Here is a 26,908-nt window from a genome sequence, read left to right as displayed (position 1 = left end):
CGGGATCAGCGGGCGGAGGTTCCGAGGGCGACCAGCTCGGACAGCCGGTCCAGCTGATCGGGATCGGCCAGCGCCGAGCCGACCGCCACGACCCGTACGCCGGCGTCGAGGAACGCACCGGCGTTGCCCGCGTCGAGGCCACCGGTGGCGACGAACCGTAGCTGCGGCAGCGGGCCGGCGACCGCCCGGAACCAGCCCGGTCCGAGGGAGATCGCGGGGAACGCCTTGAGCCAGGTGAGGCCGTGTCGCAACGCCTGCTGTGCCTCGGTCGGCGTGGCCACGCCCGGCAGGTGCGGCAGGCCGCGCGCGGCAGCGGCGTCGGCGACCGCGAGATCCAGGCCGGGCGCGACGGTGAACGCGGCCCCGGCGTCGGCCGCGGCCGCGACCTGCTCCACGTCGAGCACGGTGCCGGCGCCGACGATCCGGCCGCGCTCGGCGCCCGCCTCGACGGCCGCGCGCAGCGCCGGCACCGCGTCGGCGGTCGCCACCGGCACCTCGACCACGTCGATGCCAAGGTCCCAGGCGCGGCCGGCGAGCCGGACGGTCTCCGCCACCGGCAGGCCGCGCAGGATCGCCATCACCCGGGCCGTGCCGAAGACGTCGCCGAAGTCCGCTGTGCTCATGATCCACTCCATCCGAGATCGCTTGGAAGCCGGGCCAGGTCCAGCGGCGACCAGGCCTCGGCGGGGGCGTCCAGCAGCTGGTCGAACCAGGCCCACGGCGGCACCGGCGCGTTGTCGCCGCTGCTGCCCAACGCCTGGGCCGCGACCAGATGCCCGAGACGCAGCCGCCGTACCGTGTCGAGGCCGCGCAGCAGCCCGGCGAGGTAGCCGGCGGCGAACGCGTCTCCGGCGCCGACCGGCTCCACCACCGCCACCCGCGGCGCCGGGACGAAGACCGGCTCGGCGTCGCGGCACAGCGCGATGGCCCCCACCGCGCCATCCTTGACCACCACCGTCTCCGGCCCGGGCAGCAGGCGGCGCACCGCCGCCGGATCGTCCGTGCCCCACAGCGCGTCCGCCTCGTCCTGACCGACGAAAACCAGGTCGCTGCGGTCGGCGAGGTCGCGCAGCACCGACGCGGCCCGGTCGGCCGGCCAGAGCCGGGCCCGGTGGTTGACGTCGAAGCTGACCAGCGCGCCCGGCAGCGGCCGGTCGGTCACCGCGTGCTCGGCCAGTGCTCGACAGGGGGCGGAGAGCGCGGGGGTGATCCCGGACAGGTGCAGCACCCGGGCGCCGGCCAGCCGCTGGTCGGCCAAGGTGCTGGGGCCCATTCGGGAGGCGGCCGAGCCGGCCCGGTAGTAGTGCACCTCGGTCGCCGTCGCGCCCGGGTCCTTGACGTACAGCCCGGTGGGGGCCGCCGGATCCACAGTCACCAGATCCACCCGGACGCCGGCGGCGGCGACGTGTCGGACGACGGCCCGGCCGAAGGGGTCGTCGCCGACCCGGCTGACCCAGGCCGCCCGGTGCCCGAGCCGGGCGAGGTAACCGGCCACGTTGGACTCCGCGCCGCCGACCGAGACGGCGACCCGCTCGGCGTGCTCCAGTGGCTCGCCCGGCGCGGGGCACAGCACGACCATGGTCTCCCCCACCGTGGCGACCTCGACCGACGGGGAACCGGCCGGAGCGGTCGCGGAGTCGGGTCGGGCGTCGGGGGTCGGCACACGTCCTCCGGGCGAGGGTTCGGGGTGCGCCGAGCCTAGGCGCGTCGCGCGGGACGAGCAACTGCATCGCGACGAGGTCAGGGCAGCGTCAGCCCGTACGCGGCCAGCACCTCCCCGATCGGCTGGTAATAGGTGGTGCCGCCGGAGGTGCAGTTGCCGCTGCCGCCGGAGAGGATGCCGATGATCATGCCGGTGGCGGCCACGTAGAGCGGGCCGCCGCTGTCCCCCGGCTCCGCGCAGATGTTGGTACGGATCAGGCCGTAGACCACGTTGCCGCCGGCGTAGTTGACGGTCTGGTTGAGGCCGGTGACGGTGCCGCAGCGCACGCCGGTGGTGACGCCGCTGCGGCACACCGCCTGACCGACGTACGCGCCGCCGGCGCCGTAGATCGTCAGCAGCCCAGGGTAGGTGTAGACCGCGCTGGGATGGGCGATCCGGCCGGTGTAGCGGATCAGGCCGTAGTCGTTGCCGGGGAAGCTGGTGGCGGTACGGGTGCCGAGCACGGTGGTCTGCGCGCTGTCGGCGTACCAGGCGCTGGCGACGGTGGTGCAGTGGCCGGCAGTGATCACGTAGTAGGTGCTGCCGCTGCGCACGTTCGCGCCGAGCGAGCAGCGGCTGCCACCGCCGTAGACGCCCTGTCCGGCGGCGATCAGGGTGCGCAGCGTTCCGGGTTCCCGACGCAGCAGCGCGCCGGCCCGGTCGGCCACCGTCCGCAGCGCCGCCACCTGGGCAGGAGTCACGGTGTCGTCGACGGTGAGGGTCATCCGGCCGGTGGCCGGGTCGAGGCCCCAGGCGGTGCCGGGTGTGCGTACACCGGCCAGCGCGGCCACCGGGTCGGCGACGGGCGCGGCGGGGGCGGCGCGGTCGGGGACGGCGGCCTGCGCCGCGCCGGGCGCAACGAGCAGGAGGGCGGTCAGGACGAGGGCGACGAGCGGGCTGCGGAGCATCCGAACCTCCAAAGAGATCGAGATATATGGATGCCGTCAAGCATCGCCCGGCGGCTGTCGCCATGGCAACCACGCCCGGTCGCGCGCTTGACCAGGGGTCGGCGGGAATCGTCGATCCGGGGACGGGCCACGCCGTCGCCGCCGATAATCCTCGAAGGATGCGGCGGGAGGCCGGGCATGACCACCGGAGGCACTGCGGCGCTGGTGCGCCGCCCGGACGGATCGGCCCGGGCCACCCTGCTGGAGCTGCTCTTCGACGTGGTCTTCGTGGCCGCCCTCGCCTTGGTCTCGAAGCTGATCGCCGAACGTGAATCCTGGACCGGCGCCGCGGAGGTGCTGCTGACGCTGACGGCCATCTGGTGGACCTGGTCGGTCACCTCGACCACGACCGAGTTCTACGACCCTGATCAGCGCCCGATCCAGGTCATCCTGATGGTCGCCATGGTGGGGTCGGTGGGGATGGCGGCGGCGCTGCCGATGCTCTCGGCAGGGCACGCGATGGTCTTCGCGATCGCGTACGTCACCACGCACGTGGTGCGCGGCGTCGTCCTGATCACCTCGTTGCACCGGCAGCGGCATGAGGCGGCCAAGAAACGGGCCACGCGGTTCCTGTTCTGGTTCGTGGTCTCCGGCGTCTTCTGGATCGCCGGGGCGGTGACCGGCGCGCCGGACTGGGGACTCTGGGCCGTGGCGATAGCGATCGACCTGTTCTTCGCGGCGGTCCGGTACCCGACGCCCTGGCTGGGTCAGGTGCCCATGGAGCAGTACGACCGGACCACCGGGCACCTGGGCGAGCGGTACCAGCAGTTCATCATCCTGGCCCTCGGCGATATCATCCTGGTGCCCACCCTGGAGGTCAGCCGGACACAGTTCGACCGCTTCCGGCTCACCGCCCTCTTCTGCGCCTTCGCCATCATGCTGCTGCTCTGGCAGGTCTACGTCTTCCGGGCCGGCCAGTTCCTGTTGGCCGGGGTCGAAGCGAGGCAGGCGTCCCGACTGGCTCCGTACACCCATCTGGTGATGCTGACCGGCGTGGTCGGCACGGCGGCGTCGTTCGACCTGGTCGCCGCCCGGCCCACGGGAGAGACGCCGGTGCGGTGGCTCATGCTGATCGTCGGTGGTCCGCTGCTGTTCGTGCTCGGGCGCGTCCTGTTCACCTGGTTGGTGACCAACAACGTGCCGTGGCGGCGGTTGGCCTGGCAGCTCCTGCCGCTGCTGGTGCTGCCGTGGGCCGGCGGCTGGCCGCCGCTGCTGGTCACCGTGGTCGTGGCGGCCGGGCTGGCCGGTCACATCCTGACCCCCGGCGGGGGTCGGGAGACCAAGCCGGGGCTGGAGTGGCGGCGAAGCAACGACTGACCCGCGACCGTCAGGCGAGGTGTCGGGTGGCCCACTCGGCGAGGTCCCGGGCGCAGGCGTCGACCGACTCCCGCCACGTCCGGGCCGCACCATCCCCCGCCTCGTCGCTGACCTGCTTGACCAGCCGGCATGGCACGCCAGCCTGGTTGGCGGCCCAGGCGATCGCGTACCCCTCCATGTCCACCAGGTCTGCGCGCTGCGCCAACCGGTCCCGTGCGCCGTCGTCGGCCACGAACGTGTCGCCGGTGGCCAGCACGGCGCCCTCCGCGGCCAGCGGGAGCGGCGCGCCGTACGTCTGGCCGGTGAGCGTGCGCAACAGGGCGGTGTCCAGGTCGTGCTGGAGCACCGTGGCGACCTCGTGGATGCCGGTCCAGCCTGGGCGCAACGCCCCCGCCGTGCCCAGGTTCAGCAGCAGGGCGGGGCGCGGGCCGGCGGCCAGCACCGCCGCCACGGCGCTGGCGGCGTTCACCTTGCCCATCCCGGTGAACAGCACCGGCAGCTCCGGCGGGAGGTACCGGGCCTCCTCCTCGACGGCGAGCACCACCAGCGGACGATCGAGCCGGACCGTACCCCGAAGAATCACCGCAGCATCGTACGGGCCGTCCCGGAGGCGGGCGTTTCGGCCTCGGCGGGCGTGCGCCCAGCCATCATTCAGCTGGCTCGCAACGCGCGCCCAGCCGGATGGGGCAGGCTGGCCCGGCGAGCCACCGGACCCGTCCGGGTGCGCCACCGCCGACACCGGCGACCGCGCGCGGACCGACGGCGGTCCGGTCCGCCGACGGAGAGGTGACGACGGTGTACGACGGGCAGGAGTTCCTCCGCGACGACCGCTGGTGCCTGAGCAGGCGAGCGCTGCTGAGCGGTGTCGGCGCGGTCGGCGCGGCCGGACTGCTGAGCGCCTGCGGCGCCGGCGACTCCCCCACCGGTCAGGCGGCTGCCACACCCGGCACCGTGCTGGCCCGCACCGGCGACGTGCCGGTCGGCGGCGGCACGGTCGTCGACGGTGTGCTGGTCGTCCAGCCCGAGGCCGGCACCTTCACCGCGTACGACGCGACCTGCCCGCACCAGGGCGCGCGGGTCGGCGCACCCCGGGACGGGGTGATCACCTGCCCCGCGCACAACTCCACCTTCTCGGCCAGCGACGGCGCCCGCCTCGCCGGCCCCGCCACGCGGGGGCTCACCGAGATCCCGGTCCGGGTCGAGGGCACGAACATCGTCCGCACCTGAAGATCGCGGCGGTTACTCGTCCACGAAGCTGTACAGGACGAAGTCCTTGTCGGCGCCGCAGGCGATCACCCGGGTGTTCCACGAGCAGGACGCGCTGCGGACGTCCTGGAGTTCGCCCAGTTCGTCGACCGCGCCCGGCTCGGCCCACACGCCGGCCAGGACCCGGTTGTCCGCCACCGTGCTGGGCGCCTTGGCGAAGACCAGCAGGTTGCCCTCGTCGAGGCGGACCGCCACGCCGCGGCGGTCGCGCAGCACCGCCTTGCCCTCGGCGTCGAAGACAGTGACCGTCGACTCCGGGCTCTCCCGCTGGGCGAGCAGTTGGGCGCCGAGCGGGACCAGGCCGGTCGCGCCCGGCGCCGCCCACCGAACCGGGCTCTTACCCTCGGTCGCCGCCACCACCTCGGTGCGCTCGGCCTCGCTGTTCGGCACCTCCAGCAGGCACGCCCGCCGCTCACCGCAGGCCACCAGCTCCTTCGGCCGGCGCTGGTCGTTCCCGGCCCGGTAGAGAACCACGGGCGTGGCGTCGGAGTTCAGGTCGTACGCCAGCAGCTGGTATCCGCCGTCGTTGGCCGCCACGTAGAGCCGGTCCTCGTGTGCCACCACCAGGTCGTCGAGGTCCGCGACGTTGCCCCACTGACGCAGCACCGAGCCGGAGGCCATGTCGAGCAACCGCGCCGACCGGTCCGCACCGATCTGCACGAGTCGCCGCCCCTTGCTCGTCCACGGGTTGCGGGGCGTGCCGTCGAGGAAGGCCGGCCCGCCGGCCGCCCCATCGGTGCTGACCGGCCGGACGACGGTGCGACCGCCGCCGTACTGGTCGCGGGGGTTGGCCTCGGTCCACGTCTCGTGGCCGTCGCTCAGCCGCAGGCCGACCAGCCGGTCGCCGGCCCGGTCCACCAGCACCGCCACGCCGTCGGCGAAGTACACGCTGTCGTCGCCACGGATGGCGCGGTTCCAGCGCTGCGTGCCCAAGCGACCGTCGAGGACGGCCAGCTGGCGGGGGGTGCTGTCGCCCGGCGCGTCGGCGATGACCGCGACCGCCCCCGGGACGGCCACCAGCCCCGTCCAGTCGTCGGCGCTGACGTTGGTCGGCTTGCGCCACAGCTCGTCGCCGGTGCCGGTGTCGACGGCGACCACCTCGAGCCGTTTGTCCGGCAGCGGGTACCCGAGGTAGGCCCGATCCTCGAGCACCGCCGTCCACATGCCGCTCGGCCGCTCGGCGCCGGCATGCGGCCGGGACAGCACACTCAGCGGTCGGAACTCCAGGTCCGGGTAGCGGTCGCGGAGGAAGTAGAGCGTCGACGCGGTGGCCACCCCGGCCAGGGCGAGCACCGCGGCGAGCACCACCCAGTGGGCCCGCCGCCAACGCGTCCCGGGGACGCGGTTGGGCGTCGGCGGCGGGGTGGCACCGTGGCCACCGACCAGGGTCGCCGGTACGCCCGCCGGCTCTGGTTCGGTCGGCGTCGGCAACCCCGGCCAACCTGACCCGGACGGCCCCGACGGCAGCGTCGACACCGACCCGTGCTGCGACGGCACGGTCGGGGCGGCCTCGGCGGGGACGGTGGGCGCGGTCGAACCGGCCCCAGCCGGGATGGTCGGCGCGGTCGAACCGGGCGCGGCGGGCGAGGTCGGCGCGAACGGTGGTCCGGCCGGTGACGCAGGGGCCTGCGTCGGTACGGCTGGCGAGGCTGGTGCCTGCGCCGGTCCGGCCGGGGCGCTCGGCGGGGCGAGCGGCGGTCCGGCGTACGCCGGCGCGGACAGTTGCCGGAGCAGCGGCAGGTCGGTCAGCGCTCCCTCGGCCACCGGCAACTCCGGCTGGTCCAGCACCGTCGGCGCCACCCCCAGCTCGGCGTGCAGCATCCGGGCCACCAGCGGGATCCGCGACGAGCCGCCGACCAGGAACAACCCGGCGAGCTGCTCGGGGCTGAGGCCCGCGGCGGCGATCACCTCCCGGGCCCGGTCGACCGCGCGGCGCAGCAACGGCGTGGCCACCCGTTCGACGTCCGCCCGGGTCAGCCGCACCGCCTCGGCCACGCCGGGCACGGCGACCGGCGCCACCGTCGAGCGGGACAGCGTCTCCTTGGCGCCCCGGACCTCGTCCCAGAGCCGGACCTGGTCGCGGCGCTGCGCCGGGTCCGTCGGGTGAATCAGCCGGGCCCACTGCGCGGCGTGCCGGTCACCGACCAGCTCGCCGACCCGCCGCACCAACGCGGCGTCCAGATCCAGGCCACCGAGATCCGGCAGGCCACCATCGGCCACCACGCGGAAGCCGGAGTCACCCCACGGGTCGGCGCCCTCGTTGCGCAGCACCGCGACGTCGAGCGTCCCGCCGCCGAAGTCGAACACCGTGATCGCGCCGCCGACCGGCACCGGCCGGTGCAGCACCTGCGTGTAGTAGCGGGCCGCGGCCACCGGCTCGCGCAGCAGCCGGGTGCCCGGCGGCGTCGGCCCGGCGAGCGTGTGCTCGGCCGCCTGCGGCCAGCCGGCCCGCATGAGCGCGTCGCCGAGCACCTGGCGCCGCGTGGCGTCCCATGCCGCCGGGCAGGTGACCACAGCCGGGGGCAGGAAGCCGACGGTGCCCACCGCGGCCCGCGCGACCGCCGCCAGCACCGCGGCGAGCAGCTCGGCCGGCGGGTACGAGCGGTCCCCGAGCAGCACACCCGGCTCGTCCACCCGACGCTTCGGGTTCGCCTCGAACCGGGCCGGATCGGCCTGCGCCAACCGGCGGGCGTCCCAACCGGCGTGCAGCGTGCCGTCCGGGTCGGCGTACACGGCGGACGGACTGACCGGCTGACCGTCCATCAGCAGCGGACGGGTCCGCCCGTCCGGCCAGCGCAGCACCGCGACCGTGTTGGACGTACCGAGGTCGACGCCGAGGGCGAAGCCCTCGTGCTGGCCTGCCATCTACCCGATACCTCCGCCACGACGAGGGAAACCCAGCCCCGCATGGTACGCATCCGGTGCTGGCGGGCTGATCAGTCGGTCGGAGTCGCGTCGGTCCGGCCTACCCGGGTGCCTGTTCACCAGCGCTCAGGGGGTCGTACAGCGGACCCCGCGTACGGCGGTGACGGTGACCTCCAGGCTCCCGGCCTCGGGCCAGTCTTCCGGCGACGGGGAGACCGGAAAAGCCCGCCCGTCGGTCGTGCCCACCCAGCGCTCGTACACCGAGAGGAAACTTGGCACGCCGTTGACGTCCTTGCAGTAGTACAGACCGGCCTGTCCGTCGCCGCTGCTGTGCACGGGCGCCAGGTCCAACGGCTGCGTCTTCCAGCCCGCGGCCAGGATGGCCGGCTCGTACATCTCGGCCAGCTTGTCCTGGGCGAAGCCCACGTCGAGCGCGAAGAACAGGCTGACCCTGGTGGTGGTGACGCCGGGACCCGCGTCGACGGGCTGTCCCTTGATCCGGGTGCTCTCGCGTTCACCTACCTGCCGGCAACCCTTCTCGACCGCTGGTGGGCCGACCGCGAGCGCCTCCGGCGGGCGGAAGGCGAAGACCGGTTCAGCGAGGTAGGCGGCGAGTAGTTCATCTTCGTGGGCAGGTGGATGACAGCCCTTGGCGAGCGGAGTCGCACTCGGGTCACCGCTACAGCCAGCCAGCATGGCGAGCAGGCACAGCGCGGCAACGACACCCGACCGAACCGCTCGTGAAGCCATGCGCCGGGACCCTACCGGGCCGAGAGGCGGCCACCGCACTCGCGGCGAACCACCTGGTGTGGGCCGGTCCGGCGTGGCGTCAGTCGCCGGGGCAGCGGTCGGAGAGGGCGTAGCGGAGCAGGACCACGTCGCCGATCTGGCGGGCCTCGGCCAGCCGGGCCCGGCGGCCCGGGTGCCAGGGGAAGCTGCCCTCGCCGACGAACCGGGGCGCCCGGCCGTCGCCGACGAAGAACGGGGCGACCACCAGGTGCAGTTCGTCGGCGAGGCCGGCGGTGAGGAACTGGGCGTGCACCGTCCCACCCCCCTCCACCATCAACCGCCGTACGCCCCGGGCGGCCAGGTCGGCCAGCAGCCAACCGGGGTCGACCGGCTCGCCCGCGTCCACCACGGTGGCCAGTCGGCCGAGCCGTTCCCGGGTCTTCTCCAGCGCGTCGCTGGCGCAGTAGACGAGCCGGGGCGCGTCGCCCGCGGTGAAGAACCGAGCCGTCGGGTCGAGGTCGCCCCGGGCGGTCAGGGTGACCTTGATGGGCGAGGCCGGCCGCCCGCCCGCCACCCGCTCGGCCCGCCGCTCCGCCGCGCGCACCAGCAACCGGGGATCGTCGCGGCGGACGGTGCCGGCACCGACCAGGATCGCGTCGCAACTGGCCCGGACGGCGTCGACCCGGTCCAGGTCGTCCGCGTTGGACAACAGGAGCCGCTGGTCGGAGGCGTCGTCGATGTACCCGTCGATCGAGGTGGCGCAGCTCAGCAGCACGTACGGCCGCGCCAGCGCCGGCCGGCAGCTCATGGGGCGACGGGCCGATCGGGGGTACGCCCAGCGGGAGCCGCGTCCGCCTCGGTCTCCGCAGCCTTGGCCGCCTTCGCGGCAAGGTAGTCGGCGTTGGCCGGGGAGAGGAAGATGCCGGTGGGCACCCGTTCGGCGACCGCCACACCCAGGCGGGTCAGCTGCTCCGCCTTGTCCGGGTTGTTGCTGAGCAGCCGGATCCGAGGCACACCCAGGGTGGCCAGCATCTGCGCGGCGGCGGTGTAGTCCCGCTCGTCCTCGCCCCGGCCGAGCGCGACGTTGGCCTGGTACGTGTCCAGCCCGGCGTCCTGCAGGGCATACGCGTCGAGCTTGGCGTACAGGCCGATGCCCCGGCCCTCCTGGCGCAGGTAGAGCAGGAAACCGCCGGCCTCGGCGATCCGCTGCACCGCCTCGCGCAACTGCGGCCCGCAGTCGCAGCGCTGGCTGCCGAACACGTCGCCGGTCAGACACTCGCTGTGCGGGCGGACCAGTGGCGGCTCGCCACCGTCGGCGAGCCGGTCCAGCGCGCCGGCCCAGTCGCCGAGGCCAAGGGCCAGGTGTTCGCGGCCGTCCACCAGGCCCTTGAACGAGAACACCCGGGTGGTCGTGGCGTAGCCGTCGGGAAAGGTCAGCGGCACCGTGACCTGCGTACGGACCGTGGCGACCGGCAATGCTTTGGGCATGGGACTCCTTTGTCCGGCGCCACCACCGTGCGGTGACGCGTACCGTCTCACAACCGGCTCAACAGCCGCTACCGGAGGCGGCTTCCCGACCGGGGGCCGGAGTCCGAGCACGCCGGGCGAGCAGCACGGCGGCACCCGGCAGGCTGGCCACCAGCACCAGTCCACCGTAGACGGTGGCGGTGGCGACCCCCTCGGCGGCGCTGAGCCCGGCCGCGCCGAACGCCCACGCCGCCACCCCCTCACGCGGGCCGAAGCCGGCGATGTTCAAGGGCAGGCCCATGGCGAGCAGCGCGAGCAGGGTGAGCGGCAGCAGCCGGGACAGCGGGGCGTCCGAGCCGGCGGTACGCGCCGCCACCAGGAAGGTGGCCAGGTGACCGGCGACCATCACGGTGGAGGCGACCAGCACCCCGAACCAGGTCCGCCGGGCCAGCAGCCCGGCGCGGACGTCCGCCACGGCGGTGCGCAGTCCTCGTGCCGAGCGCGACCGGCCGGCCTGCGGCAGGACCCGCGCCAGCAGCACGGCTGCCAGCCCAGCGGCGACCAGCAACGCGACGGCGGCCGGCAGGTACGGCCGCACCGGCGACGGGAAGGCGGCCAGCACCACCAGGGCGACGACCACCAGAACCACCTGACCGGCGGCACGTTCCCAGACCACCGCGCGGATGCCCCGGCTGACGTCACCGGCGTCCCGGCCGTGGCGTACCGCCCGGTGCACGTCGCCGAGCACACCGCCGGGCAGGGTGGCGTTGAGGAACACCGCGCGGTAGCAGTGCGCGACCGCGGTCGTCAGCGGCAGCCGTACGCCCAGGCCACCGGCGACCAGGCTCCACCGCCAGGCCGCGCAGACCGTGGTGAGGACACCGATGAGCAGCGCCGCGGTCAGCGCCGGCGCGTCGATCAACCGCACTCCGGCCAGGAACGGGCCGGCGCCCACCTGCCACAGCAGGGCGGCGAGCAGGCCCACCCCGCCGACCACTCGTGCCCAGGCCCAGAACATCGGCGCCGGTCCTCCCTGAAGATCGTCCACTTGCCCTAGTGCACGTACCCGGGGCGCGAGCGGTTCATCCGCCGGCCAGGAGGTCCCGGTGTTCGACCAGTACGCCGAGCCGCCCGGCCGCCGCGTCGGTCAGCCGGCGCTCGGCGTACGCCCGGGCCGGGCCGGCCAGTTCCGGGCGCTCCTCGCAGGCAGCGCCCAGCCAGCCCCGGAACCACTCGGCGGTCAGGTCGGCCTGGTCCGGACCGAGCCGCCACGGGCTGGGCCGCTCCCGGACCGGGACGCCCCGACGGGCGAACGCGACGACGGTGGCGGCGACGGCGTCCGGGCCGAGCAGCCGTCGGCCGTCGACGGTGCGCCGCTGGTGGTCGTTGAACGCGGCCTCGACCAGCGGGTCCAGCGGGTCGGCCGGGGTGAGTCGGACCCGCCCGGTGACCGAGATCGCGAACAGGGTGGGCCGGCCGGCGTCGGCGCAGGCGGCGACCACCCGCTCGACCTCCTCGGCGGTCAGCATGTCCAGCAGCGCGGACGCGGTGACCAGCGCGCCGTCGGCCAGATCGGCGGCGGTCAGCCGGGTGAGATCGCCGCAACGGGTTCTGACCGTGACCGGTGCGCCGTCGGCGGCGGTGACCCCGGCCATGCCCTCGGCGGCCCGGGCCAGCAGGTCGGCGTCCCGGTCGTGCAGCACCCAGTGCTGCGGGCCGGTCAGTCGGGCCGCCAGCCACCGGCTCATCGAGCCGGTGCCGCTGCCCAGGTCGTGGATCACGGTCGGCGCCTCGCCGGCCAGCCGGGGACGGACCACGTCCACCAGGTCCTCGGCGCGGGCCGCCGCGTCGGCGGGCTCGCGCAGCCGCAGCCAGTCGGCGAACGACAGGGTCTCCTCGACGGTCATGCCGCCACCTCCTCCAGCACGGCGGCCAGCAGCGCCGTGGTCACCGTCCAGTCGGTCAGGGTGTCCCGCCGGGCCAGAGCGGCACGCCGCAGCCGGGCCCGCAGGGCGTCGTCACTCAACCAGCGGGTCAGCGCGCCGGCCAGCGCGGCCGGGTCGCCCGGCGGAACCAGCAGCCCGGGCCGGTCACCGCCGGGCGCCTGACCGAGCGCCTCGGGCAGGCCGCCCACCTCGGTACCCAGCACCGGCAGGGCGCGGGCCAGGGCCTCGGTGACGACCATCCCGTACGTCTCGCCCCGCGACGGCAACACCAGCAGGTCGGCGGCGTCGTAGGCGACGTCCAGCGCGGCGCCGGTCAACGGGCCGGCCAGGCGGACCCGGTCGGCGACGCCCGCCCCGCCGAGCCGCTCACGCAGCCGGTGCACCAGCTCCGGCTCCCGGGCGAGCGTGCCGGCGCAGACCAGCGTCCACGACAGCCCGGCGAGCGTGGACAGCGCGGCCATCAGCACGTCGTGTCCCTTGTGGCGGGTGACGGCCGCCACGCAGAGCAGCCGGTTGCCGGTGACCGAACCGGGCGCCGGCGGCGCGGGCGTCACCCCCGGCGGCGCGGCCCGGACCCGGTCGGGCGGCAGCGGGTGGCGGGCCAGCAGCCGGCGGCGCGTCCACTCGCTGGTGGTGACGACGGCCCGGGCGGTGGCCAGCGCGAGGGCCTCGGCCTCGTCGTTCAACGGCAGGTGCACCAGGACCACGAGGCGCAGCCGCCGGGCGTGCGGGGCGAGCAGGTCCGGGACGGTCGAGGCGATCAGGCCGTCGAGCAGCACCACGGCGTCATCCGGCGCGGCGGCCAGCAGCCGAGCCAGCTCCGCCCGGTCGGTGGGGTCGGGGTACGGCCATGCGCCGGGCACCGCGTGTTCGTGCACCGACCAGCCCCGCCCGCCGAGGCCGGCGCAGATCCGCCGGTCGTAGACGTTGCCGCCGCTGGGCGTGGCCGGGTCGTCGATGTCGCCGGGCAGGACGACGTGCACGGCAGGGCCGGGCGAAGCGGGCCGGTCGACCGGCGTCGCCCGGCCCGCCCCGATCACAGCGACCGCTCGTAGCTGGCCCAGGCGACGTGCGACTCGTGCAGGGTGACGGTGATGCCGGCCAGCTCACGCGCCCCGGCGCCCAGCTCACCGGCGTGCACCCGCTCGGCCAGCCGGTCGGCGACCGTACGGGCCAGCACCTCGGTGGTGGTGTTCACCCCGGCGAACGCCGGCTCGTCGTCGAGGTTGCGGTAGGACAGCTCGCCGACCACGGCGCGCAGTTGCTCGGTGGCCAGGCCGATGTCGACCACGATGCCGTCGGCGTCCAGGTCGAGCCGGCGGAACGTCGCGTCCACCACGAAGGTCGCGCCGTGCAGGCGCTGGGCCGGGCCGAACACCTCGCCCCGGAAACTGTGGGCGATCATCATGTGATCCCGAACGGTCACGCTGAACACGGTCACTCCCCGTCGTCGTAGGTGATGAGGTGGCAGAGCGCGGGAAGGTCACCCGTGCTCAGTCGAGCGAGGACGTCGGGCAGCTCCTCGAACCGGGACGCGCCGGTGATCAACGCGTCGAAGGCCGGATCGTCGAGCAGGTCCAGGGCGAGCGCCAGTCGGTCGGCGTAGCTGCGCCGCCCCCGCCGTGCGGGCGCGACCATGCCGACCTGGCTGCTGCGCACGGTCAGCCGCCCCGAGTGGAACGCCCCACCGAGCGACACCTGCACCGGGCGGTCGCCGTACCAGCTCAGCTCGATCACCGTGCCCTCCGGCGCGAGCAGGTCCAGCGAGCGTTGCAGACCGTCGGCGGTGGCGCTGGCGTGCACGATCAGGTCCCGGTCGCCGGCCGCGTCGGCCGGTTGGGCGAACCCCACGCCGAGGGCGCCCGCCACCCCGGCGCGGCGGGCGTCGGTGTCGACCAGTTCGACCTGCACGCCGGGAAAGCGGGCGAGCAATGCCGCGACGCAGCAGCCCACCATGCCCGCACCGATCACGCTGACCCGGTCGCCGACCAGCGGCGCGGCGTCCCACAGCGCGTTCACGGCGGTCTCCACCGTGCCGGCGAGCACCGCGCGGGCGGGCGGCACGTCGTCCGGCACCGGCACCACCGCGGTGGCCGGCACGACGTACGCGCTCTGGTGCGGGTGCAGGCAGAAGACCGTGCGCCCGAGCAGCTCCGGTGGGCCCTGCTCGACCACCCCGACGCTGAGGTAGCCGTACTTCACCGGGCCCGGGAAGTCGCCCTCCTGGAAGGGCGCGCGCATCGCGGCGTGCTGGTCGGCGGGCACCCGGCCGGTGAAGACGAGTGTCTCGGTGCCCCGGCTGACCCCCGAGTAGCGTGCCCGGACCAGCACCTCGTCGGGGCCCGGGACGGGCAACGACACCGGCCGGATCTCCGCCGCGCCGGGCTCGCGCACCCAGCAGGCGTACGCCTCGCGGATCACCGTCGCGCACCTCACCTTTGCTCCCGGCCGAACCGAACGGCCACGTTTTCCGTGTTCCCTGTCGGGGTCGTCGATCATAAACACGGAGGTACGGTGCCCACGGTTCGAAGTGGTCCGATGATCGGGCTGAGCGCGCAACTGGTCGTGTTGGCGGTGCTGGCCGCCACGGTGGGGCTGGGTGGCGCCGGCTGGCTGGTCGGTACCGGCTACGCGGTGGTCACCTGTCTCGCGTTGAGCCGGGGCCTGCACCGGGCCGGCGCGTCCCGCCTGGGCCCGGCCGACCGGGTGACGCTGACCCGGGCCGTCCTGGTCGGCGCGGTCACCGCGCTGGTGGCGGACTCGTTCGGCCGGCCCGCGCCGGTGGGGTTGCTGGTCGCGGTGAGCGCGGTGGCGTTGCTGCTGGACGCGGTGGACGGGCAGGTGGCGCGGCGCACCGGCACGGTGAGCGCGCTCGGCGCCCGCTTCGACATGGAGGTCGACGCGTTCCTGATCCTGGTGCTCAGCGTGCACGTCGCGCCGGTCGCCGGCGGGTGGGTGCTGGCCATCGGCGTGATGCGGTACGCGTTCGTCGCGGCGAGCGCGGTGCTGCCCTGGCTGGGCGGGTCGCTGCCGCCGCGCTTCTGGCGCAAGGTGGTGGCCGCCGCGCAGGGGGTGCTGCTGGCGGTGGCCGCGGCAGGGGTGCTGCCCGAGCCGTGGACCACGCTGGTGCTGGTGGTGGCGTTGGCTCTGCTGGTCGAGTCGTTCGGCCGGGACGTGGCGTGGTTGTGGCAGCGTCGGCCGGTGTCCCGGCGGGGCCTCCCGGTGCCGGCCGCGCCGGCGCCGGCCGCCGCGCTGGCGCCGACCGTCCCGCCGGTTCCCGCGCCGGTGGCGCTGCCGACTCCGCTGCCGGTGGTCGCGCCGTCCACGGTGACGCTGCCGCCCCTGCTGCCGGTGCCCGCTCCCGCGCGGGCGATGGCGGTCCGCTCGGGCGGTACGGTCCACTCCGACTGGAGGCTGTGATGACCCTTCCCACCCAGGTACGCCGGCTGGCCGGCCGGTTCCGTTCGCGCCCTCCTGCTGTGGGCGAGGTGTCGGCGCGTACTCCCGGGTCGTTGGCCGCGGCCGGACGCGGCCCGGCGCGGCGGGTGGCGGGCGGGGTGGGCAGCGCGCTGGCCGTGTTGCTGGTGTTCGCCGTGCTGGTCGGCCCGGACCGGCTCGGCCTGCTCACGCCGGGCGCCCTCCTGCGCATCCCGCTGGAGGGGCTGCTCGTCGCCGCTCTGCTGCTGGCCCTGCCGGCGCGGCCCCGGCGGGTGGTGGTGGCCGTGGTCGGGCCGCTGCTCGGCCTGCTCGCCATCGTGAAGCTCGCCGACCTGGGCTTCCGTACGGCTCTCGACCGGCCGTTCGACCTGGTGCTGGACTGGCTGCTGCTGGACGACGCGTTCGGCTTCGTCCGTGACTCGGCCGGTCAGGCCGGCGCGGTCGGCACGGCGATCGGCATCCTGCTGCTGGTCGGAGCGCTGCTGGTGGTGCTCACGCTGGCGCTGCGGCGGCTGGCGTCGCTGCTGGTCCGGCACGAGCGGGTGGCGACCCGGGCGGTGGCCGCGCTGACCGTCGCGTGGGTGGCCTGCGCCGTCGTCGGGGTGCGCGTCGTACCGGGCGTGCCGGTGGCCGACGCCGGGACCACCGCGCTGGTCGGCGCGCACGCCACCCAGGTGGACGCACGGCTGCACGACCGGGAGACGTTCGGTGCGCAGATCAACGCCGACCCGTTCCACGACACGCCGGGCGACCAACTGCTGACCGGGCTGCGCGGTAAGGACGTCATCGTCGCGTTCGTGGAGAGCTACGGCCGCGACGCGGTGGAGGACCCGGAGCTGGCGCCGCAGGTCAACGCGGTGCTGGATGCCGGAACGGAGCGGCTGCGCGCGGCCGGTTACCACGCCCGCAGTGGCTTCCTCACCTCCCCCACCTTCGGCGGCGGTAGCTGGTTGGCGCACGACACGCTGTTGTCCGGCCTGTGGACGGACAACGAGGGGCGGCACCGCACCCTGCTGGCTAGCGATCGGCTCACCCTCAACGGCGCATTCCGCCGGGCCGGATGGCAGACCGTCGGGGTGCTGCCGGCGGCCACTGAACCGTGGCCGGAGCAGGGGTTCTTCGACTACGACCGCTACTACGACACGGAGGCGCTCGGCTACCGGGGACCGAAGTTCGGCTACGCCCCGATGCCCGACCAGTACACGTTGTCGTTCTTCCAGCGGCGGGTCCGGGCCGACGCGGACCGCCCGCTGATGGCGGAGATCCCGCTGATCTCCAGCCACTCGCCGTGGACGGCGGTGCCCGAGATGATCGGGTGGGACGAGGTGGGCGACGGCTCGATCTACCGCGGCTCCGCGGTCGGCGAGGACAGCGGCGACCCTGACGACCGGGACGCCGGCCAGATCCGCGGCGGGTACCGGAAGGCCATCGCGTACTCGCTGGAGACCCTGATCTCCTACGTGCGGACCTACGGCGACGACGACCTGGTGCTGGTCTTCCTCGGCGACCACCAGCCCGCCCCGGTGGTCACCGGCGAGGGTGCCAGCCGGGACGTGCCGATCACCATCGTCGCCCACGATCCGGCCGTGCTGGACCGGGTGGCGGACTGGGGGTGGCAGGACGGCCTGCGGCCCGGTCCGCAGGCCCCGGTGTGGCCGATGGACACCTTCCGGGACCGGTTCCTGACCACCTTCGGGCCGTCGGCACCGCCGATCGCCGCGCCCCGCTGAACCCGGGGACCAGCGTGCTCGGCGATGACCAGCCTGTTCTCGTAGGCTCCGACAGTGGAAAGCAGTCGAGGGCGACATGGACCATTTGTTGGACGCGGCGGAGAACGCCTCGCCGGTCGAGGCGGTCACCCGGGAACTCGGTGCGGCGCTGGGGGCACGTACCGTCGCGTTCCTGATCGCGGACCTCAGCGGCCGGGCGCTGGTCCGGTTGGCCCACGTGCCGCTCGATGGTGCCGGCGACGGGCGCCGCGACGGTGCTGAGGTCGCCACCGTGATGCCGTTCGACGGCGGCCCCGCCGAGCAGGCGCTACGCACCCAGGTGGTGCAGGTTGTCGCGCGGCCCGATCGGTGGACGGTGCTGGCGCCGGTGACCGACCGCGGTGAGGCGATCGGCCTGCTGGAGATGATCCTGCCGGACGAGCCCGATGCGCGGGCACTGGAGGAGACCGCCCGCACGGCGCACGTGTTGGCGTTCGTGGTGATTGCCAACCGGCGGTACACCGACCTCTTCGAGTGGGGGCAACGGACGACGCCGTTCACCCTGTCCGGGGAGATCCAGCGCCGCCTTCTCCCCAGCTCGTTCACGTGTGAGGCCAGTGCGTTCACCCTGTCCGGCTGGCTCGAACCCGCCGCCAGCATCGGCGGGGACACCTTCGACTACAGCCTCGGCCGGGACGTGCTGCACTTCAGCGTCACCGACGCGATGGGCCACGGGGTAGCCAGCGCGCTGACGGCCACCCTGGGCGTGGGCAGCCTGCGCAACAGCCGCCGCCGCGGGGTTGGTCTGGCGGAGCAGGCCGAGGCCGCGAACGCCGACGTGGCCCAACACGCCGCGGTGCCCGGCAGCTACATCACCGCGGTCCTCGGCTGTCTCGACCTGCGCACCGGGGTGTGCGCGCTGCTCAACGCCGGGCACGTGCCGCCGCTGCTGGTGCGCGACGGGGACACCCGGACGCTGGCGCTACCGGCCAACTTCCCGCTGGGAATGTTCGCCGAGACCGATCACCACGCTGGCGAGATCACGCTGCGACCAGGCGACCGTCTGGTGGTGGTCACCGATGGCATGCGGGAGCGCAACGCCGCCAGCCTGGATCTGCCGGCCATGTTGCGGTCGATCGCCGGTCTGCACCCGCGGGAGGCTGTCCGGGCGTTGGCCGATGCCGTGCTCGAGGTCAGCGGCCCGACTCTGGCCGATGACGCGACCCTGCTCATCCTCGACTGGCACGGCGGCCACAGCGAGGACCGGCGTACCAGCGCCGGCGCCGACCAGGCGCGTGCCAGCACCGCGCTGCCCGACTGACTACCCGCCCGCCGCGTCGTCCCTTGACGGCAGATCGGCTTCCGCCGCCGGGACACTGTCATAGACCTGGATGGCTCGATCCACCGAGGTGACCGTCAGCACGCTGTGCACGGCGGGCTGCACCGCGGCGAGGCACAACCGACCGCCGAGGTCACGCAACGCCTTGAACATCACCACCAACGCGCCCAGCGCGCTGGAGTCCAGGAAACCCACCCCGGCCAGATCCACCACCACCTGGCGGTCACCGGCGTCGATCAGCCGTCGCAGACCATCGCGCAACTGGGGGGCCGTCGCCATGTCGAGCTCGCCGCGCACCTCGAGCACGGTGCAACCCCGGCCCGGCCGGTCCGACAACAGCAGATCCACAACAACCCCCCAAGCCGATGATCCCCGCTTACCCTATTCTGCCGGCGGGCGAAACGCCGCCGCCGGCGTCGCCGAGCCGGCATCCTGACCGTTTCACCTCGGCAACACCCGGGTAGTGCCGATCACGGCGGGAGCATCCTGCCCCAGGGTGTGACACAGGAGTCCGGCGCGGGCCACGCGCGGGCTGAGGAGGAACTGCGCGATGCGCGTGACCATGACGCTGTCACTCCCGCGACAACCGTCCTCGGTGACCCGCGCCCGCCATGTGCTGACCACCCTGCTGAGCCTCACCGACGCCGCTGAGGACTCCGTTGACCGCCTGGCCGTGCTGATCACCGAGGCTTGCGCCAACGCGGTGATGCACGCCGACCCGGACAGCACCGTCGACATCACCATCATCATCGAGGACGACGTCTGCCTGCTCGAGGTCAGCAACCGCGGCAGTACCCCCAACGGCGCCGGACTCGACGCCGAGCTCCCCGCCCCGCTCACCGTCGGTGGTCGCGGGCTGCCCTTGATCGCCGCCCTCGCCGACACGGCGGCCTTCGTCGCCGGGCCACCGAACCAGGTGCTGCTACGCATCACCAAACACCTCAGCGAGGTACGCACAGCACCGGTCCGATGACCGGAACGCCACGCCGGCAGTCGAGGGCAGCGCGGTGGATCGCCTCGTTGGGCTTGAGGGAGTCCGATCGGACATCGCGATGATGTGTAGTCAAAGCTGAAAGGAAGCGGGCCGGGCCCTCGACGGGCGTCCCAACCCGTGTCAGGTGCCGTACTCCCCGTGAATGCGGAGGCTGGGAAACCATGGGAGCACGAGGGTGAACCGTGGCGGCAGGCCGTGTACCTGTACCCGCGCAAGGGTGGCCGAGTACTCGTCATCACCGCGCAGTCTCGCGAGCCTGGCATCGCGGCCGCCCGCTACGGCGTGGAGTCGATGCTGGCCCTAACCTGAGACGAGACGACCCAGCCCTGCGGACGCACGCACATGCCGCGAACCGCTCGCTACGGCAAGTCGCGGCAAGCGGACCGCGCCGGCGGCGGGTCGTGCCGATGCGCGGATGCCAGCCAAGCGAGTGGATGTTGCAGCGCGGGTGCAGGCCGCCGCCGAGCCGGACCAGTTCGCCCAGCCCGCCACGGACGGCTTCTTCGGCGGCGCGGAGCAGCCACGGGCCGCGCATTTCCCCTGGGTGGACGACACCTCAGCATTCACGGCCTCGGCGGAGCGACTCCTCGCAGGTAGCCGGACGGCAGGCCACGAGGTCACTCCGCCCGGTTTGGTTCTAGCTCGCGTACGCCCGCATTGAAGTGATCATGGCCTGGTCGTCGAAGGTCATGGTGTCGATGACCTCTCTGGTGGGGCCCTCGGCTGGTGTGGCGCGGAAGTGGAACGCGGCGTGGTGGTCGGCGATCGCCACCATCACGAGTTCCATTGTCCGTTGCTCGGTGAGCACGCCGGCAAAGTGCTGCTCGATGGCCGTTCGGCCGGTGACCGGGGGTCCGCCAGCGGGGTCATGCAGGCGGGCATCCGGTGTGTAGAGATCTGCCAGTGCGGTAGCATCGGCGGCGCCGACGGCGGCGAGGTGAGCCTCGATGGTGGCCCTGATCTGCTCCGTGCTGGCCACGATCAACCGTCGCTTTCCGCCGAAGGACCCGCAGCCGAGGCAGGTCGCGCTTGCTGGTCGAGGACGACGCAGAGGACCCCGGTGTAGCCGGTCGTCGGATCTCCCTGCAGGTCCAGGATCATCTGCTCGCCGCCTTCGGCGAAGATGCTGTCGGTGGCGTTGGTGGTGTCGCGCTGCGGCCGGCCCCGATAGGGCGGGCGACTGAAAACCTCGTCGGTGACCGTGTCGGGAAAATAGACCTGCGTGGTCACCGAGCCGTCGCCGAGGTGCGCGATGAGGTGGATGTGCACGGTGCGGCTGGCGTACCAGCCCGGGTAGATCGTGTTGAACCCGCACATCCCGCGCTCGTCGGTGCGCTGGCTGCCCCGCAGGTACGTCTCACCGGCGGCGATCACATCGTGCGGCACCGACTCCGAGGTGACCACCTGTCCCGGCCTCGCTTCGAATGGCTGGAAGCCGGAGTATCGGCCCACGTGGTCGGCCTGCCAGACCTCGACGAGGACATCCGCGAGGGGGGTGGTGGCGTCCGCCGCCAGTAGGCGTAGCCCGAGGCGCAGCGGGAGACCATCGCGGTCCTCGGTGATCTCCCGACGCTCGGGATGCACAGCTCGGTGGTATGGGCCCCGTGTCTGCTCGACGAACAACCGGCAGGTGACTCCGGTCGAGGCCAGTAGTTCGACGAGGTCCTCCTCCACCGTGCCAGTATCGTCCGCCGTTCGGTGCGGCGCCCGCGGTTCGCCGCCCGCACTCATGTGCCGCGAACCGCTCGCTACCGACCATGACGGAGGTTGTGGTGTCGGTTGTCCGCCCGTGCCGCGAAGTCCTTCGCTTGGCGTGACCGTTAGATCTCCAGCCGCAGCCCGGCCCATCGGTGGAGCCATCCCTTGACCTCCACGCGGCGCTGTACCTTCGCGCGGCCCGCTGCGTTGTTGAAGGCTGGAGAGGGGCGGACAACCATTCCCACAAGGTCGGTCAGACCGTGGCAGGACACCAGGCGAACAGAGTCGCCCCTCAGAGTCACCGCGACGCACGTCGCCGTTTCGGGCCAGCGCGATATCGCGTCCAGGGCGGACGTGTAGGGCTCATCGCCGTTGCGCAGATGCATCCGTGCTTGATTACGAATCTCCCACGGCACCCCAGGCAGGGCCACTATGGCTTGGGCTTCGGCGCGTGCATCCTCGCGTGGGTCCGGCTTTTCCGGGTCGAAGTAGGCGACATCCACGTCGCGCTCCGGCGAGACTGGGAGGCCGCTGATCGCGTCCCAGACGCGGTTGCGTACGAAGCCGGCACCGATCCACCAGTCCGGTAATCCAAGCTCGGCCGTAGCCCGAAGGACTCTCATTGCTCCCGGGTCCGACTCGATCACGCCCACAACGTCCTGCGCGCTCATGACCATCGCAGGGACCCTAAACCAGCGGACGTGCACACCGCTTGCGAGGCGAGGGCTGAGGGCAGAGCGAGGTCACGTTCGCTAGCGGTTACCACGGCGCGCGGGGCCACCGTAAAGATGGACACGGTTATCGACAACGCAGTCCGGTTCGCCGCGCAGGAACCGGTCGCATGCAACATCGCCGTTGCTGACATGGACCACCCAGTCCTCGTAGTACCAGCTGGGGTCGCACGCGCAGCCGGTCAACCGGAAATTGGCCCTATACCGGCCGACCTGCCCGTGGGCGAGGGTGAACAGGCGGGTCGACACTCCCGCCCGGGGAAACGCCGCCCCGCCGGGCAGACGCTCGACGGTTACCGCCGAGCCGTCGAAGGTGAGCCATAGAGCGAGACCGCGGGAGATGCTCACGCCACCGGTCCGTACCTCGCCACGGCGTTGGTAGCTGGCGGCCTCATCAGCCAGGACGTCGTGGACCACGACATCGCCTGCTGGCAGCGGCGCAGGAAGTATCACCGGGCGGTTGAGCCCTCGACGGGCGTTGGTCTGTGGAGCGCCGCGCCCAGCCGGGCTCCATCGCACGCGCACCCGCTGGATGATGATCACGCCCAAACCATGGCCCACGGCCACACGTCTCGCCAGCCGATATCCCGCTCATGCCTCTGACGGCTCGCTGACTATTCCCTGGCGGACGCGGCGGGGCGGGCGCGGACGTGCAGCCGCTCCCCCTGCGGCCCGAAGAGGTTGAGGACCTCGGTGGTGCCGGGGCCGGGGTTGATCACCCGGTGTGGCGTACGCGTGTCGAACTCGGCAACCTCGCCGGGGGTCAGCGTCAGGTCGTGCTCGCCGAGCAGCAGGCGCAACTGGCCGGAGAGCACGTAGATCCACTCGTACCCCTCGTGGGTCTGCTGGGTCAACTCCCCGGTGGGCGTGTTCGGCGGGAGGATCTGCTTGAACGCCTGCAGACCGCCCGGTCGGCGGGTCAGCGGCAGGAACGTCACGCCGTGCTGGACGATCGGCTTGGGACGGACCCGTGGGTCGCCGGTGGCCGGGGCGTCCACCAGCTCGTCCAGCGGGACCTGGTAGGCGCGGGCCAGCGGGAGCAGCAGCTCCAGGGTGGGCCGGCGGCCACCGGATTCCAGCCGGGACAGGGTGCTCACCGAGATGCCGGTCAGGTCGGCGAGCTGGGCCAGGGTGGTCCCGCGCTGCTGGCGTAGGGCGCGCAGCCGTGGGCCGACCGCGGCCAACGCCGCGCTGTCGTCGTTTGCCATAACGGCAAGGATAGTTGCCACCTGGCCGACGGCGACGGATGGTGGGCTCAGCCGACAACAAGGGGAGACTCCGGTGGACGAGACATATGACGTGGTGGTGGTGGGCGGCGGCGCGGCGGGGCTCAGCGGAGCCCTGGCGCTGAGCCGAGCCCGACGGTCCGTGCTGGTGATCGACTCCGGTGAACCGCGCAACGCGCCGGCCGACCACGTGCACAACTACCTGGCACGTGAGGGGACGCCGCCGGCCGAGCTGGTCGCGACCGGGCGCGCCGAGGTCGCCGGGTATGGCGGAAAGTTCCTGGACGGGCGGGTGGCGGCGGCGACCCGGGACGACGACGGGTTCCGCCTCGGCCTCGACGACGGGCGCGCGGTGCGGGCCCGTCGGCTGCTGGTGGCCACCGGGCTCAGCGACGAGCTGCCCGACGTGCCCGGGGTGGCGCAGCGGTGGGGGCGCGACGTGCTGCACTGCCCGTACTGCCACGGGTGGGAGGTCCAGGACCGGCGGATCGGGATCCTGGCCACCGGTCCGCTGGCCGTGCACCAGGCCGAGATGTGGCGGCAGTGGAGTTCGGACGTGCTGCTCCTGCTGCACGACGCCCCGGCGCCCGACGAGGAGACCGCCGAGCGGCTCGCCGCTCGGAGCATCGCCGTGGTGCCTGGGCCGGTGGCCGGGCTGGAGGTCACCGGGGATGCGCTGACCGGCGTCCGCCTCGCCTCCGGCCGGGTGGTGGCGCTCGACGCGGTGGTGGTCGCGGCGCGGCCGGTCCCCCGCGCGGGAATGCTGGTCGGGCTGGGTCTGGCTCCGGAGGAGGTGACGATGGGCGGGCACGTGATCGGCACCCAGATCCCGGCCGACGCCACCGGGGCGACGACCGTCCCGGGCGTGTGGGTGGCCGGCAACGTGGCCGACGTCCGCGGCCAGGTCATCGCGGCCGCCGCGGCCGGCCTCACCGCCGGGGCGGCGATCAACGCCGATCTGATCGCCGAGGAGACCCGCGACGCGGTGACCGCGTACCGGCAAATGCTGGCCACGGCCTTCGAGGAGCCGGCGTGGGAGGAGCGCTACCGGTCCCGACCGGCAGTGTGGAGCGGCCGGCCGAACCCGCAGCTGGTCACCGAGGCCACCGACCTGACCCCGGGACGGGCACTCGACGTGGGCAGCGGCGAGGGCGCCGACGCGGTGTGGTTGGCCGACCGTGGCTGGCGGGTGACCGCGGTGGACATCTCCACCACCGCGCTGGGTAGGGCCGCCGGGCACGCCGAGGCTGCCGGCGTCGGCGAGCGCATCGAGTGGACGCACGCCGACCTGCGCGAGAAGCCACCCGTCGAGGAGGCGTACGACCTGGTGTCCGCGCAGTTCATGCACCTGCCACCGGTGCAGCGGCGGGAGCTGTTCGCCCGGCTGGCCGCCGCGGTGGCTCCGGGCGGCACCCTGCTGATCGTCGGGCACCACCCGTCGGACCTGTGGACGTCGGCGCACCGGATGCACCTGCCGGACATGATGTACACCGCCGAGGACGTGGCCGCCGCACTGGACCCGGCGCACTGGGAGGTGCGCACCGCCGAGGCCCGCCCCCGCCCAGCCACCGACCCGGAAGGCAGGAACATCACCCTGCACGACGCGGTCCTCGTCGCCCGCCGCCGCTGAACCACCCAACCCGCGTCGATCATGGAGTTGTGCTGGGTGACAAGAGCCGCGGATCAGGGTCTTCCGGGCACCATGACTCCATGATCGACCGAGGAAGGGAGGGTCGGGCGGGCAGAGACGGGGCGGGACTTCGCACCGGGCCGCCTCGGCGGTAGCGTTGCGCCACACTCACGGCCCGCGGGGCGGTAGACCGCCGGCCCTGGCGCCCCGATCGTACGGAGGATGGCGCATGTCCATCGGCGCTGAGCCGCTCGCAGCACGCGACGACGCGGCCTCGCGGCCGAGCTTCGAGCTCACGCTGCGCGGCTACGACAAACGCCAGGTCGACCGGCACCTGGAGCAGCTCGACGGTCAGATCGCGATGCTGAGCGGGGAGCACGGGCGTTCCGCCGTCCGGGTCCGTGAGTTGACCGCCGAGGTGCATCGGCTGCGCGCCGAGCTGGCCGAGCTGCACGACCAGCCGGTGCAGGTGGACCGCGCCTCGTTCCAGGATCTGGGCCCGATGGTCGGCGAGATCCTGACCCTCGCGGAGAAGCAGGCCGCCATGATCAGCGACTCGGCCACCGACCTGGCCAACGAGCTGCGCGCCGAGGCGGAGCGGATCCTCGCCGACACTCGCGAGCGGGCCGCCCAGGCACGCCAGGACCTGGCCGAGGAGCTGACGGCCCGGCGCGCCGAGCAGGAACAGGCGCACGAGGAGCGGCGCGGCGTGGCCGAGGCCGAGCTGACCGCGATCCGGGAGCACGCGGAGCAGCTGCGCGCCGACAGTGAGGCCGCGCACGAGCGCGCGCAGAACGAGGCGAAGCGGATCACCGAGCAGAGCGCGCAGCAGCTCAACCAGACCCGGGTCGCCGCCGACGCACTGATGAAGTCGGCGCGTACCCAGATCCAGCAGGAGCTCCAGGCGGCCCGGGCCAAGAGCCAGCAGGAGCTGGCCCAGTGGCAGGCCGGGATCGAACGCGACGTCAACGACCGCCGGAGCGCGGCCGAGCAGGAGATCGCCGAGCAGCAGGCGGCCGCTGAGCGGGAGCTGGCGGAGCAGCGCAGCGCGATCGAGCAGCAGATCGCCGCGCTGCTGGCCGAGGCGCAGCAGCACGTGACCGACCTGCGCAACCGCGCCGACGAGCAGGCCGCCACGCACCAGGAGCAGCTCGCCGCCCTGCGGCAGGAGATCGAGGAGCGCCGGCAGGAGTCGACCCAGCTGCACGCGGAGCTGGAGACCGCCCAGCAGCAACTCGCCGAGGTGCGCGAGGAGGGCGAGACCCTGGAGAACGAGCTGTCCCGGTTGCAGCAGCGGCTGGGCGAGGTCCGTCGGGACCTCACCGCCGAGAGCGCCCGGCTGGACGAGGCCCGGCGGGCCGGAGACTCCGCCGAGCGGCACGCCAAGGACGTCCGCGCCCGGGTGCAGCGGGAGGCGAAGCGGGTGGCCGACCTGGCCGCCGCCGCCGTCATGGCCGCCGCCGCGGGCGGTACGGAGACCGCCGAGTACCCGATGGTGGGCGCCCGCTCCAGCGCCGAGCGACCGGTTGCCGATCGGATTGACGTGGAGCCGGCGGGTGGTGAGCGGCCGAGCGGCGGGCGGCACGGCGAGCGCGTGGACCGGCCCGGTGGCGACCACACCGGTGGCGACCAGTCCGGTGGCGGCCAGTCCGGCGCGGAGCGGGTCGGCACCTCGTCCACTACGGACGAGGCGGCAGCGGCTGCCGACCGTACGGCCGCTGCGGAGGTGCCCACCGGCGACGCCGACCCGACCTTCACGCGCCCCGGCGACACCGCCGAACCGACGCCTGTGCCGTTCCTGCCCTTCGGGCAGCCGGTCAGCGAGAACGGTGCCGCCCGGCACTGAGCTCGAGGCGGGCCCGGCCGGCGTTGGCGGTTCTGCTCGGAACCGGGCCGATGGCGCA

At 73.7% G+C, this 26,908-nt stretch carries 28 protein-coding genes; 9 read left to right on the top strand and 19 right to left on the bottom strand.

The genetic code is table 11. The features are described 5' to 3' along the window. Window positions 1–5: 5 nt before the first annotated feature. The 3 genes from ACFYPS_RS01630 to ACFYPS_RS01620 all read right to left on the bottom strand — a co-directional run bounded on the left by ACFYPS_RS01630 (window position 6) and on the right by ACFYPS_RS01620 (window position 2,610). On the bottom strand, window positions 6–623 hold the full coding sequence (locus tag ACFYPS_RS01630; RefSeq protein ID WP_354962395.1) for a bifunctional 4-hydroxy-2-oxoglutarate aldolase/2-dehydro-3-deoxy-phosphogluconate aldolase: 618 nt from the start codon (window positions 621–623) through the stop codon (window positions 6–8). After that, window positions 620–1,663, bottom strand: a complete 1,044-nt coding sequence (locus ACFYPS_RS01625) for a sugar kinase (protein WP_387322260.1) — start codon at window positions 1,661–1,663, stop codon at window positions 620–622. The genes ACFYPS_RS01630 and ACFYPS_RS01625 overlap by 4 nt, the downstream gene beginning before the upstream one ends. Before the next feature lie 77 nt (window positions 1,664–1,740). Then, entirely contained in the window at window positions 1,741–2,610 is an 870-nt protein-coding gene (locus ACFYPS_RS01620) for a S1 family peptidase (RefSeq protein WP_354962397.1), read from the bottom strand. Between the two features lie 177 nt (window positions 2,611–2,787). Here ACFYPS_RS01620 and ACFYPS_RS01615 point away from each other — a divergent pair, with 177 nt between their 5' ends. Next, window positions 2,788–3,966, top strand: a complete 1,179-nt coding sequence (locus tag ACFYPS_RS01615; RefSeq protein ID WP_354962398.1) for a low temperature requirement protein A — start codon at window positions 2,788–2,790, stop codon at window positions 3,964–3,966. Window positions 3,967–3,976: 10 nt separating this feature from the next. Here ACFYPS_RS01615 and ACFYPS_RS01610 read toward each other — a convergent pair whose 3' ends face one another. Next, a complete protein-coding gene (locus tag ACFYPS_RS01610) occupies window positions 3,977–4,549 on the bottom strand; it encodes a nucleosidase (RefSeq protein ID WP_354962399.1) in 573 nt (190 codons plus the stop codon). A gap of 212 nt (window positions 4,550–4,761) precedes the next feature. Here ACFYPS_RS01610 and ACFYPS_RS01605 point away from each other — a divergent pair, with 212 nt between their 5' ends. Then, a complete protein-coding gene (locus ACFYPS_RS01605) occupies window positions 4,762–5,193 on the top strand; it encodes a Rieske (2Fe-2S) protein (protein ID WP_387322258.1) in 432 nt (143 codons plus the stop codon). A 12-nt stretch (window positions 5,194–5,205) separates the two neighbouring features. Here the strand turns inward: ACFYPS_RS01605 and ACFYPS_RS01600 are convergent, their stop codons facing one another. The 9 genes from ACFYPS_RS01600 to ACFYPS_RS01560 all read right to left on the bottom strand — a co-directional run bounded on the left by ACFYPS_RS01600 (window position 5,206) and on the right by ACFYPS_RS01560 (window position 14,660). Next, window positions 5,206–8,097, bottom strand: coding sequence for an Hsp70 family protein (locus ACFYPS_RS01600; protein ID WP_354962401.1), 2,892 nt, complete (start codon window positions 8,095–8,097; stop codon window positions 5,206–5,208). 126 nt (window positions 8,098–8,223) lie between these two features. Next, window positions 8,224–8,847 carry a hypothetical protein gene (locus ACFYPS_RS01595; protein WP_354962402.1) on the bottom strand — a complete coding sequence of 208 codons (624 nt, stop codon included), beginning with the start codon at window positions 8,845–8,847 and terminating at the stop codon, window positions 8,224–8,226. Window positions 8,848–8,926: 79 nt separating this feature from the next. After that, entirely contained in the window at window positions 8,927–9,634 is a 708-nt protein-coding gene (locus tag ACFYPS_RS01590) for a dihydrofolate reductase family protein (protein ID WP_354962403.1), read from the bottom strand. Then, on the bottom strand, window positions 9,631–10,314 hold the full coding sequence (ribA, locus tag ACFYPS_RS01585) for a GTP cyclohydrolase II (RefSeq protein WP_354962404.1): 684 nt from the start codon (window positions 10,312–10,314) through the stop codon (window positions 9,631–9,633). The genes ACFYPS_RS01590 and ribA overlap by 4 nt, the downstream gene beginning before the upstream one ends. Window positions 10,315–10,372: 58 nt before the next feature. After that, on the bottom strand, window positions 10,373–11,311 hold the full coding sequence (locus tag ACFYPS_RS01580) for a lysylphosphatidylglycerol synthase transmembrane domain-containing protein (RefSeq protein WP_354962589.1): 939 nt from the start codon (window positions 11,309–11,311) through the stop codon (window positions 10,373–10,375). A gap of 64 nt (window positions 11,312–11,375) precedes the next feature. Then, window positions 11,376–12,200 (bottom strand): class I SAM-dependent methyltransferase, encoded by an 825-nt coding sequence (locus ACFYPS_RS01575; RefSeq protein ID WP_354962405.1) that lies wholly within the window; start codon window positions 12,198–12,200, stop codon window positions 11,376–11,378. Beyond that, window positions 12,197–13,276, bottom strand: coding sequence for a glycosyltransferase family 4 protein (locus tag ACFYPS_RS01570; protein ID WP_387322806.1), 1,080 nt, complete (start codon window positions 13,274–13,276; stop codon window positions 12,197–12,199). The genes ACFYPS_RS01575 and ACFYPS_RS01570 overlap by 4 nt, the downstream gene beginning before the upstream one ends. Continuing rightward, window positions 13,276–13,674 carry a 6-carboxytetrahydropterin synthase gene (locus ACFYPS_RS01565; protein WP_354962407.1) on the bottom strand — a complete coding sequence of 133 codons (399 nt, stop codon included), beginning with the start codon at window positions 13,672–13,674 and terminating at the stop codon, window positions 13,276–13,278. The genes ACFYPS_RS01570 and ACFYPS_RS01565 overlap by 1 nt, the downstream gene beginning before the upstream one ends. 2 nt (window positions 13,675–13,676) lie before the next feature. Next, complete coding sequence (locus ACFYPS_RS01560; RefSeq protein ID WP_354962408.1) at window positions 13,677–14,660, bottom strand: dehydrogenase; 984 nt, start codon at window positions 14,658–14,660, stop codon at window positions 13,677–13,679. 117 nt (window positions 14,661–14,777) lie between these two features. On the opposite strand from ACFYPS_RS01560, the gene ACFYPS_RS01555 reads away from it, so the two are divergent. The 3 genes from ACFYPS_RS01555 to ACFYPS_RS01545 all read left to right on the top strand — a co-directional run bounded on the left by ACFYPS_RS01555 (window position 14,778) and on the right by ACFYPS_RS01545 (window position 18,707). Then, on the top strand, window positions 14,778–15,659 hold the full coding sequence (locus tag ACFYPS_RS01555; RefSeq protein ID WP_387322256.1) for a CDP-alcohol phosphatidyltransferase family protein: 882 nt from the start codon (window positions 14,778–14,780) through the stop codon (window positions 15,657–15,659). Continuing rightward, window positions 15,659–17,407, top strand: a complete 1,749-nt coding sequence (locus ACFYPS_RS01550; protein WP_354962409.1) for a sulfatase-like hydrolase/transferase — start codon at window positions 15,659–15,661, stop codon at window positions 17,405–17,407. Before ACFYPS_RS01555 ends, ACFYPS_RS01550 begins: the two co-directional genes overlap by 1 nt. 76 nt (window positions 17,408–17,483) lie before the next feature. Beyond that, a complete protein-coding gene (locus ACFYPS_RS01545; protein WP_354962410.1) occupies window positions 17,484–18,707 on the top strand; it encodes a PP2C family protein-serine/threonine phosphatase in 1,224 nt (407 codons plus the stop codon). On the opposite strand, the gene ACFYPS_RS01540 is transcribed toward ACFYPS_RS01545, so the two are convergent. Next, entirely contained in the window at window positions 18,708–19,031 is a 324-nt protein-coding gene (locus ACFYPS_RS01540) for an STAS domain-containing protein (protein ID WP_354962411.1), read from the bottom strand. Window positions 19,032–19,275: 244 nt separating this feature from the next. On the opposite strand from ACFYPS_RS01540, the gene ACFYPS_RS01535 reads away from it, so the two are divergent. Next, window positions 19,276–19,698, top strand: a complete 423-nt coding sequence (locus ACFYPS_RS01535; RefSeq protein WP_354962412.1) for an ATP-binding protein — start codon at window positions 19,276–19,278, stop codon at window positions 19,696–19,698. Between the two features lie 159 nt (window positions 19,699–19,857). Next, window positions 19,858–20,028: a hypothetical protein gene (locus ACFYPS_RS01530; RefSeq protein WP_354962413.1), complete on the top strand. Its 171-nt coding sequence runs from the start codon at window positions 19,858–19,860 to the stop codon at window positions 20,026–20,028. Between the two features lie 328 nt (window positions 20,029–20,356). Here ACFYPS_RS01530 and ACFYPS_RS01525 read toward each other — a convergent pair whose 3' ends face one another. The 5 genes from ACFYPS_RS01525 to ACFYPS_RS01505 form a co-directional block, all read right to left on the bottom strand. Further along, the gene (locus tag ACFYPS_RS01525) at window positions 20,357–20,698 is read right to left on the bottom strand and encodes a nuclear transport factor 2 family protein (RefSeq protein WP_354962414.1); all 342 of its coding nucleotides are present in this window, start codon (window positions 20,696–20,698) and stop codon (window positions 20,357–20,359) included. A 2-nt stretch (window positions 20,699–20,700) separates the two neighbouring features. Next, the gene (locus tag ACFYPS_RS01520; protein ID WP_354962415.1) at window positions 20,701–21,393 is read right to left on the bottom strand and encodes a hypothetical protein; all 693 of its coding nucleotides are present in this window, start codon (window positions 21,391–21,393) and stop codon (window positions 20,701–20,703) included. A 146-nt stretch (window positions 21,394–21,539) separates the two neighbouring features. Then, window positions 21,540–22,088: a nucleotidyltransferase family protein gene (locus tag ACFYPS_RS01515; RefSeq protein WP_387322252.1), complete on the bottom strand. Its 549-nt coding sequence runs from the start codon at window positions 22,086–22,088 to the stop codon at window positions 21,540–21,542. Window positions 22,089–22,169: 81 nt separating this feature from the next. After that, window positions 22,170–22,691, bottom strand: a complete 522-nt coding sequence (locus ACFYPS_RS01510; protein WP_354962417.1) for a hypothetical protein — start codon at window positions 22,689–22,691, stop codon at window positions 22,170–22,172. A gap of 71 nt (window positions 22,692–22,762) precedes the next feature. Beyond that, window positions 22,763–23,356 (bottom strand): XRE family transcriptional regulator, encoded by a 594-nt coding sequence (locus ACFYPS_RS01505; protein WP_354962418.1) that lies wholly within the window; start codon window positions 23,354–23,356, stop codon window positions 22,763–22,765. 73 nt (window positions 23,357–23,429) lie between these two features. Between ACFYPS_RS01505 and ACFYPS_RS01500 the strand changes: the two genes are divergently transcribed. Both ACFYPS_RS01500 and ACFYPS_RS01495 read left to right on the top strand, forming a co-directional pair. Beyond that, the gene (locus ACFYPS_RS01500; RefSeq protein ID WP_354962419.1) at window positions 23,430–25,004 is read left to right on the top strand and encodes an FAD-dependent oxidoreductase; all 1,575 of its coding nucleotides are present in this window, start codon (window positions 23,430–23,432) and stop codon (window positions 25,002–25,004) included. A 229-nt stretch (window positions 25,005–25,233) separates the two neighbouring features. After that, window positions 25,234–26,850, top strand: a complete 1,617-nt coding sequence (locus ACFYPS_RS01495; protein ID WP_354962420.1) for a hypothetical protein — start codon at window positions 25,234–25,236, stop codon at window positions 26,848–26,850. Window positions 26,851–26,908 lie beyond the last annotated feature (58 nt).

This window comes from Micromonospora sp. NPDC005087 (assembly GCF_042872965.1).
Lineage (GTDB): Bacteria > Actinomycetota > Actinomycetes > Mycobacteriales > Micromonosporaceae > Micromonospora.
This window is presented reverse-complemented; position numbering and strand designations above follow the sequence as displayed.

Coding starts and splice junctions, on each gene's coding strand:
- ACFYPS_RS01555 (WP_387322256.1), top strand. CDS start 14,778: ATGATCGGGCTGAGCGCGCAACTGGTCGTGTTGGCGGTGCTGGCCGCC.
- ACFYPS_RS01505 (WP_354962418.1), bottom strand. CDS start 23,356: ATGGCAAACGACGACAGCGCGGCGTTGGCCGCGGTCGGCCCACGGCTG.
- ACFYPS_RS01515 (WP_387322252.1), bottom strand. CDS start 22,088: ATGAGCGCGCAGGACGTTGTGGGCGTGATCGAGTCGGACCCGGGAGCA.
- ACFYPS_RS01630 (WP_354962395.1), bottom strand. CDS start 623: ATGAGCACAGCGGACTTCGGCGACGTCTTCGGCACGGCCCGGGTGATG.
- ACFYPS_RS01550 (WP_354962409.1), top strand. CDS start 15,659: ATGACCCTTCCCACCCAGGTACGCCGGCTGGCCGGCCGGTTCCGTTCG.
- ACFYPS_RS01615 (WP_354962398.1), top strand. CDS start 2,788: ATGACCACCGGAGGCACTGCGGCGCTGGTGCGCCGCCCGGACGGATCG.
- ACFYPS_RS01595 (WP_354962402.1), bottom strand. CDS start 8,847: ATGGCTTCACGAGCGGTTCGGTCGGGTGTCGTTGCCGCGCTGTGCCTG.
- ACFYPS_RS01590 (WP_354962403.1), bottom strand. CDS start 9,634: ATGAGCTGCCGGCCGGCGCTGGCGCGGCCGTACGTGCTGCTGAGCTGC.
- ACFYPS_RS01545 (WP_354962410.1), top strand. CDS start 17,484: ATGGACCATTTGTTGGACGCGGCGGAGAACGCCTCGCCGGTCGAGGCG.
- ACFYPS_RS01535 (WP_354962412.1), top strand. CDS start 19,276: ATGCGCGTGACCATGACGCTGTCACTCCCGCGACAACCGTCCTCGGTG.
- ribA (WP_354962404.1), bottom strand. CDS start 10,314: ATGCCCAAAGCATTGCCGGTCGCCACGGTCCGTACGCAGGTCACGGTG.
- ACFYPS_RS01620 (WP_354962397.1), bottom strand. CDS start 2,610: ATGCTCCGCAGCCCGCTCGTCGCCCTCGTCCTGACCGCCCTCCTGCTC.
- ACFYPS_RS01575 (WP_354962405.1), bottom strand. CDS start 12,200: ATGACCGTCGAGGAGACCCTGTCGTTCGCCGACTGGCTGCGGCTGCGC.
- ACFYPS_RS01495 (WP_354962420.1), top strand. CDS start 25,234: ATGTCCATCGGCGCTGAGCCGCTCGCAGCACGCGACGACGCGGCCTCG.
- ACFYPS_RS01580 (WP_354962589.1), bottom strand. CDS start 11,311: ATGTTCTGGGCCTGGGCACGAGTGGTCGGCGGGGTGGGCCTGCTCGCC.
- ACFYPS_RS01600 (WP_354962401.1), bottom strand. CDS start 8,097: ATGGCAGGCCAGCACGAGGGCTTCGCCCTCGGCGTCGACCTCGGTACG.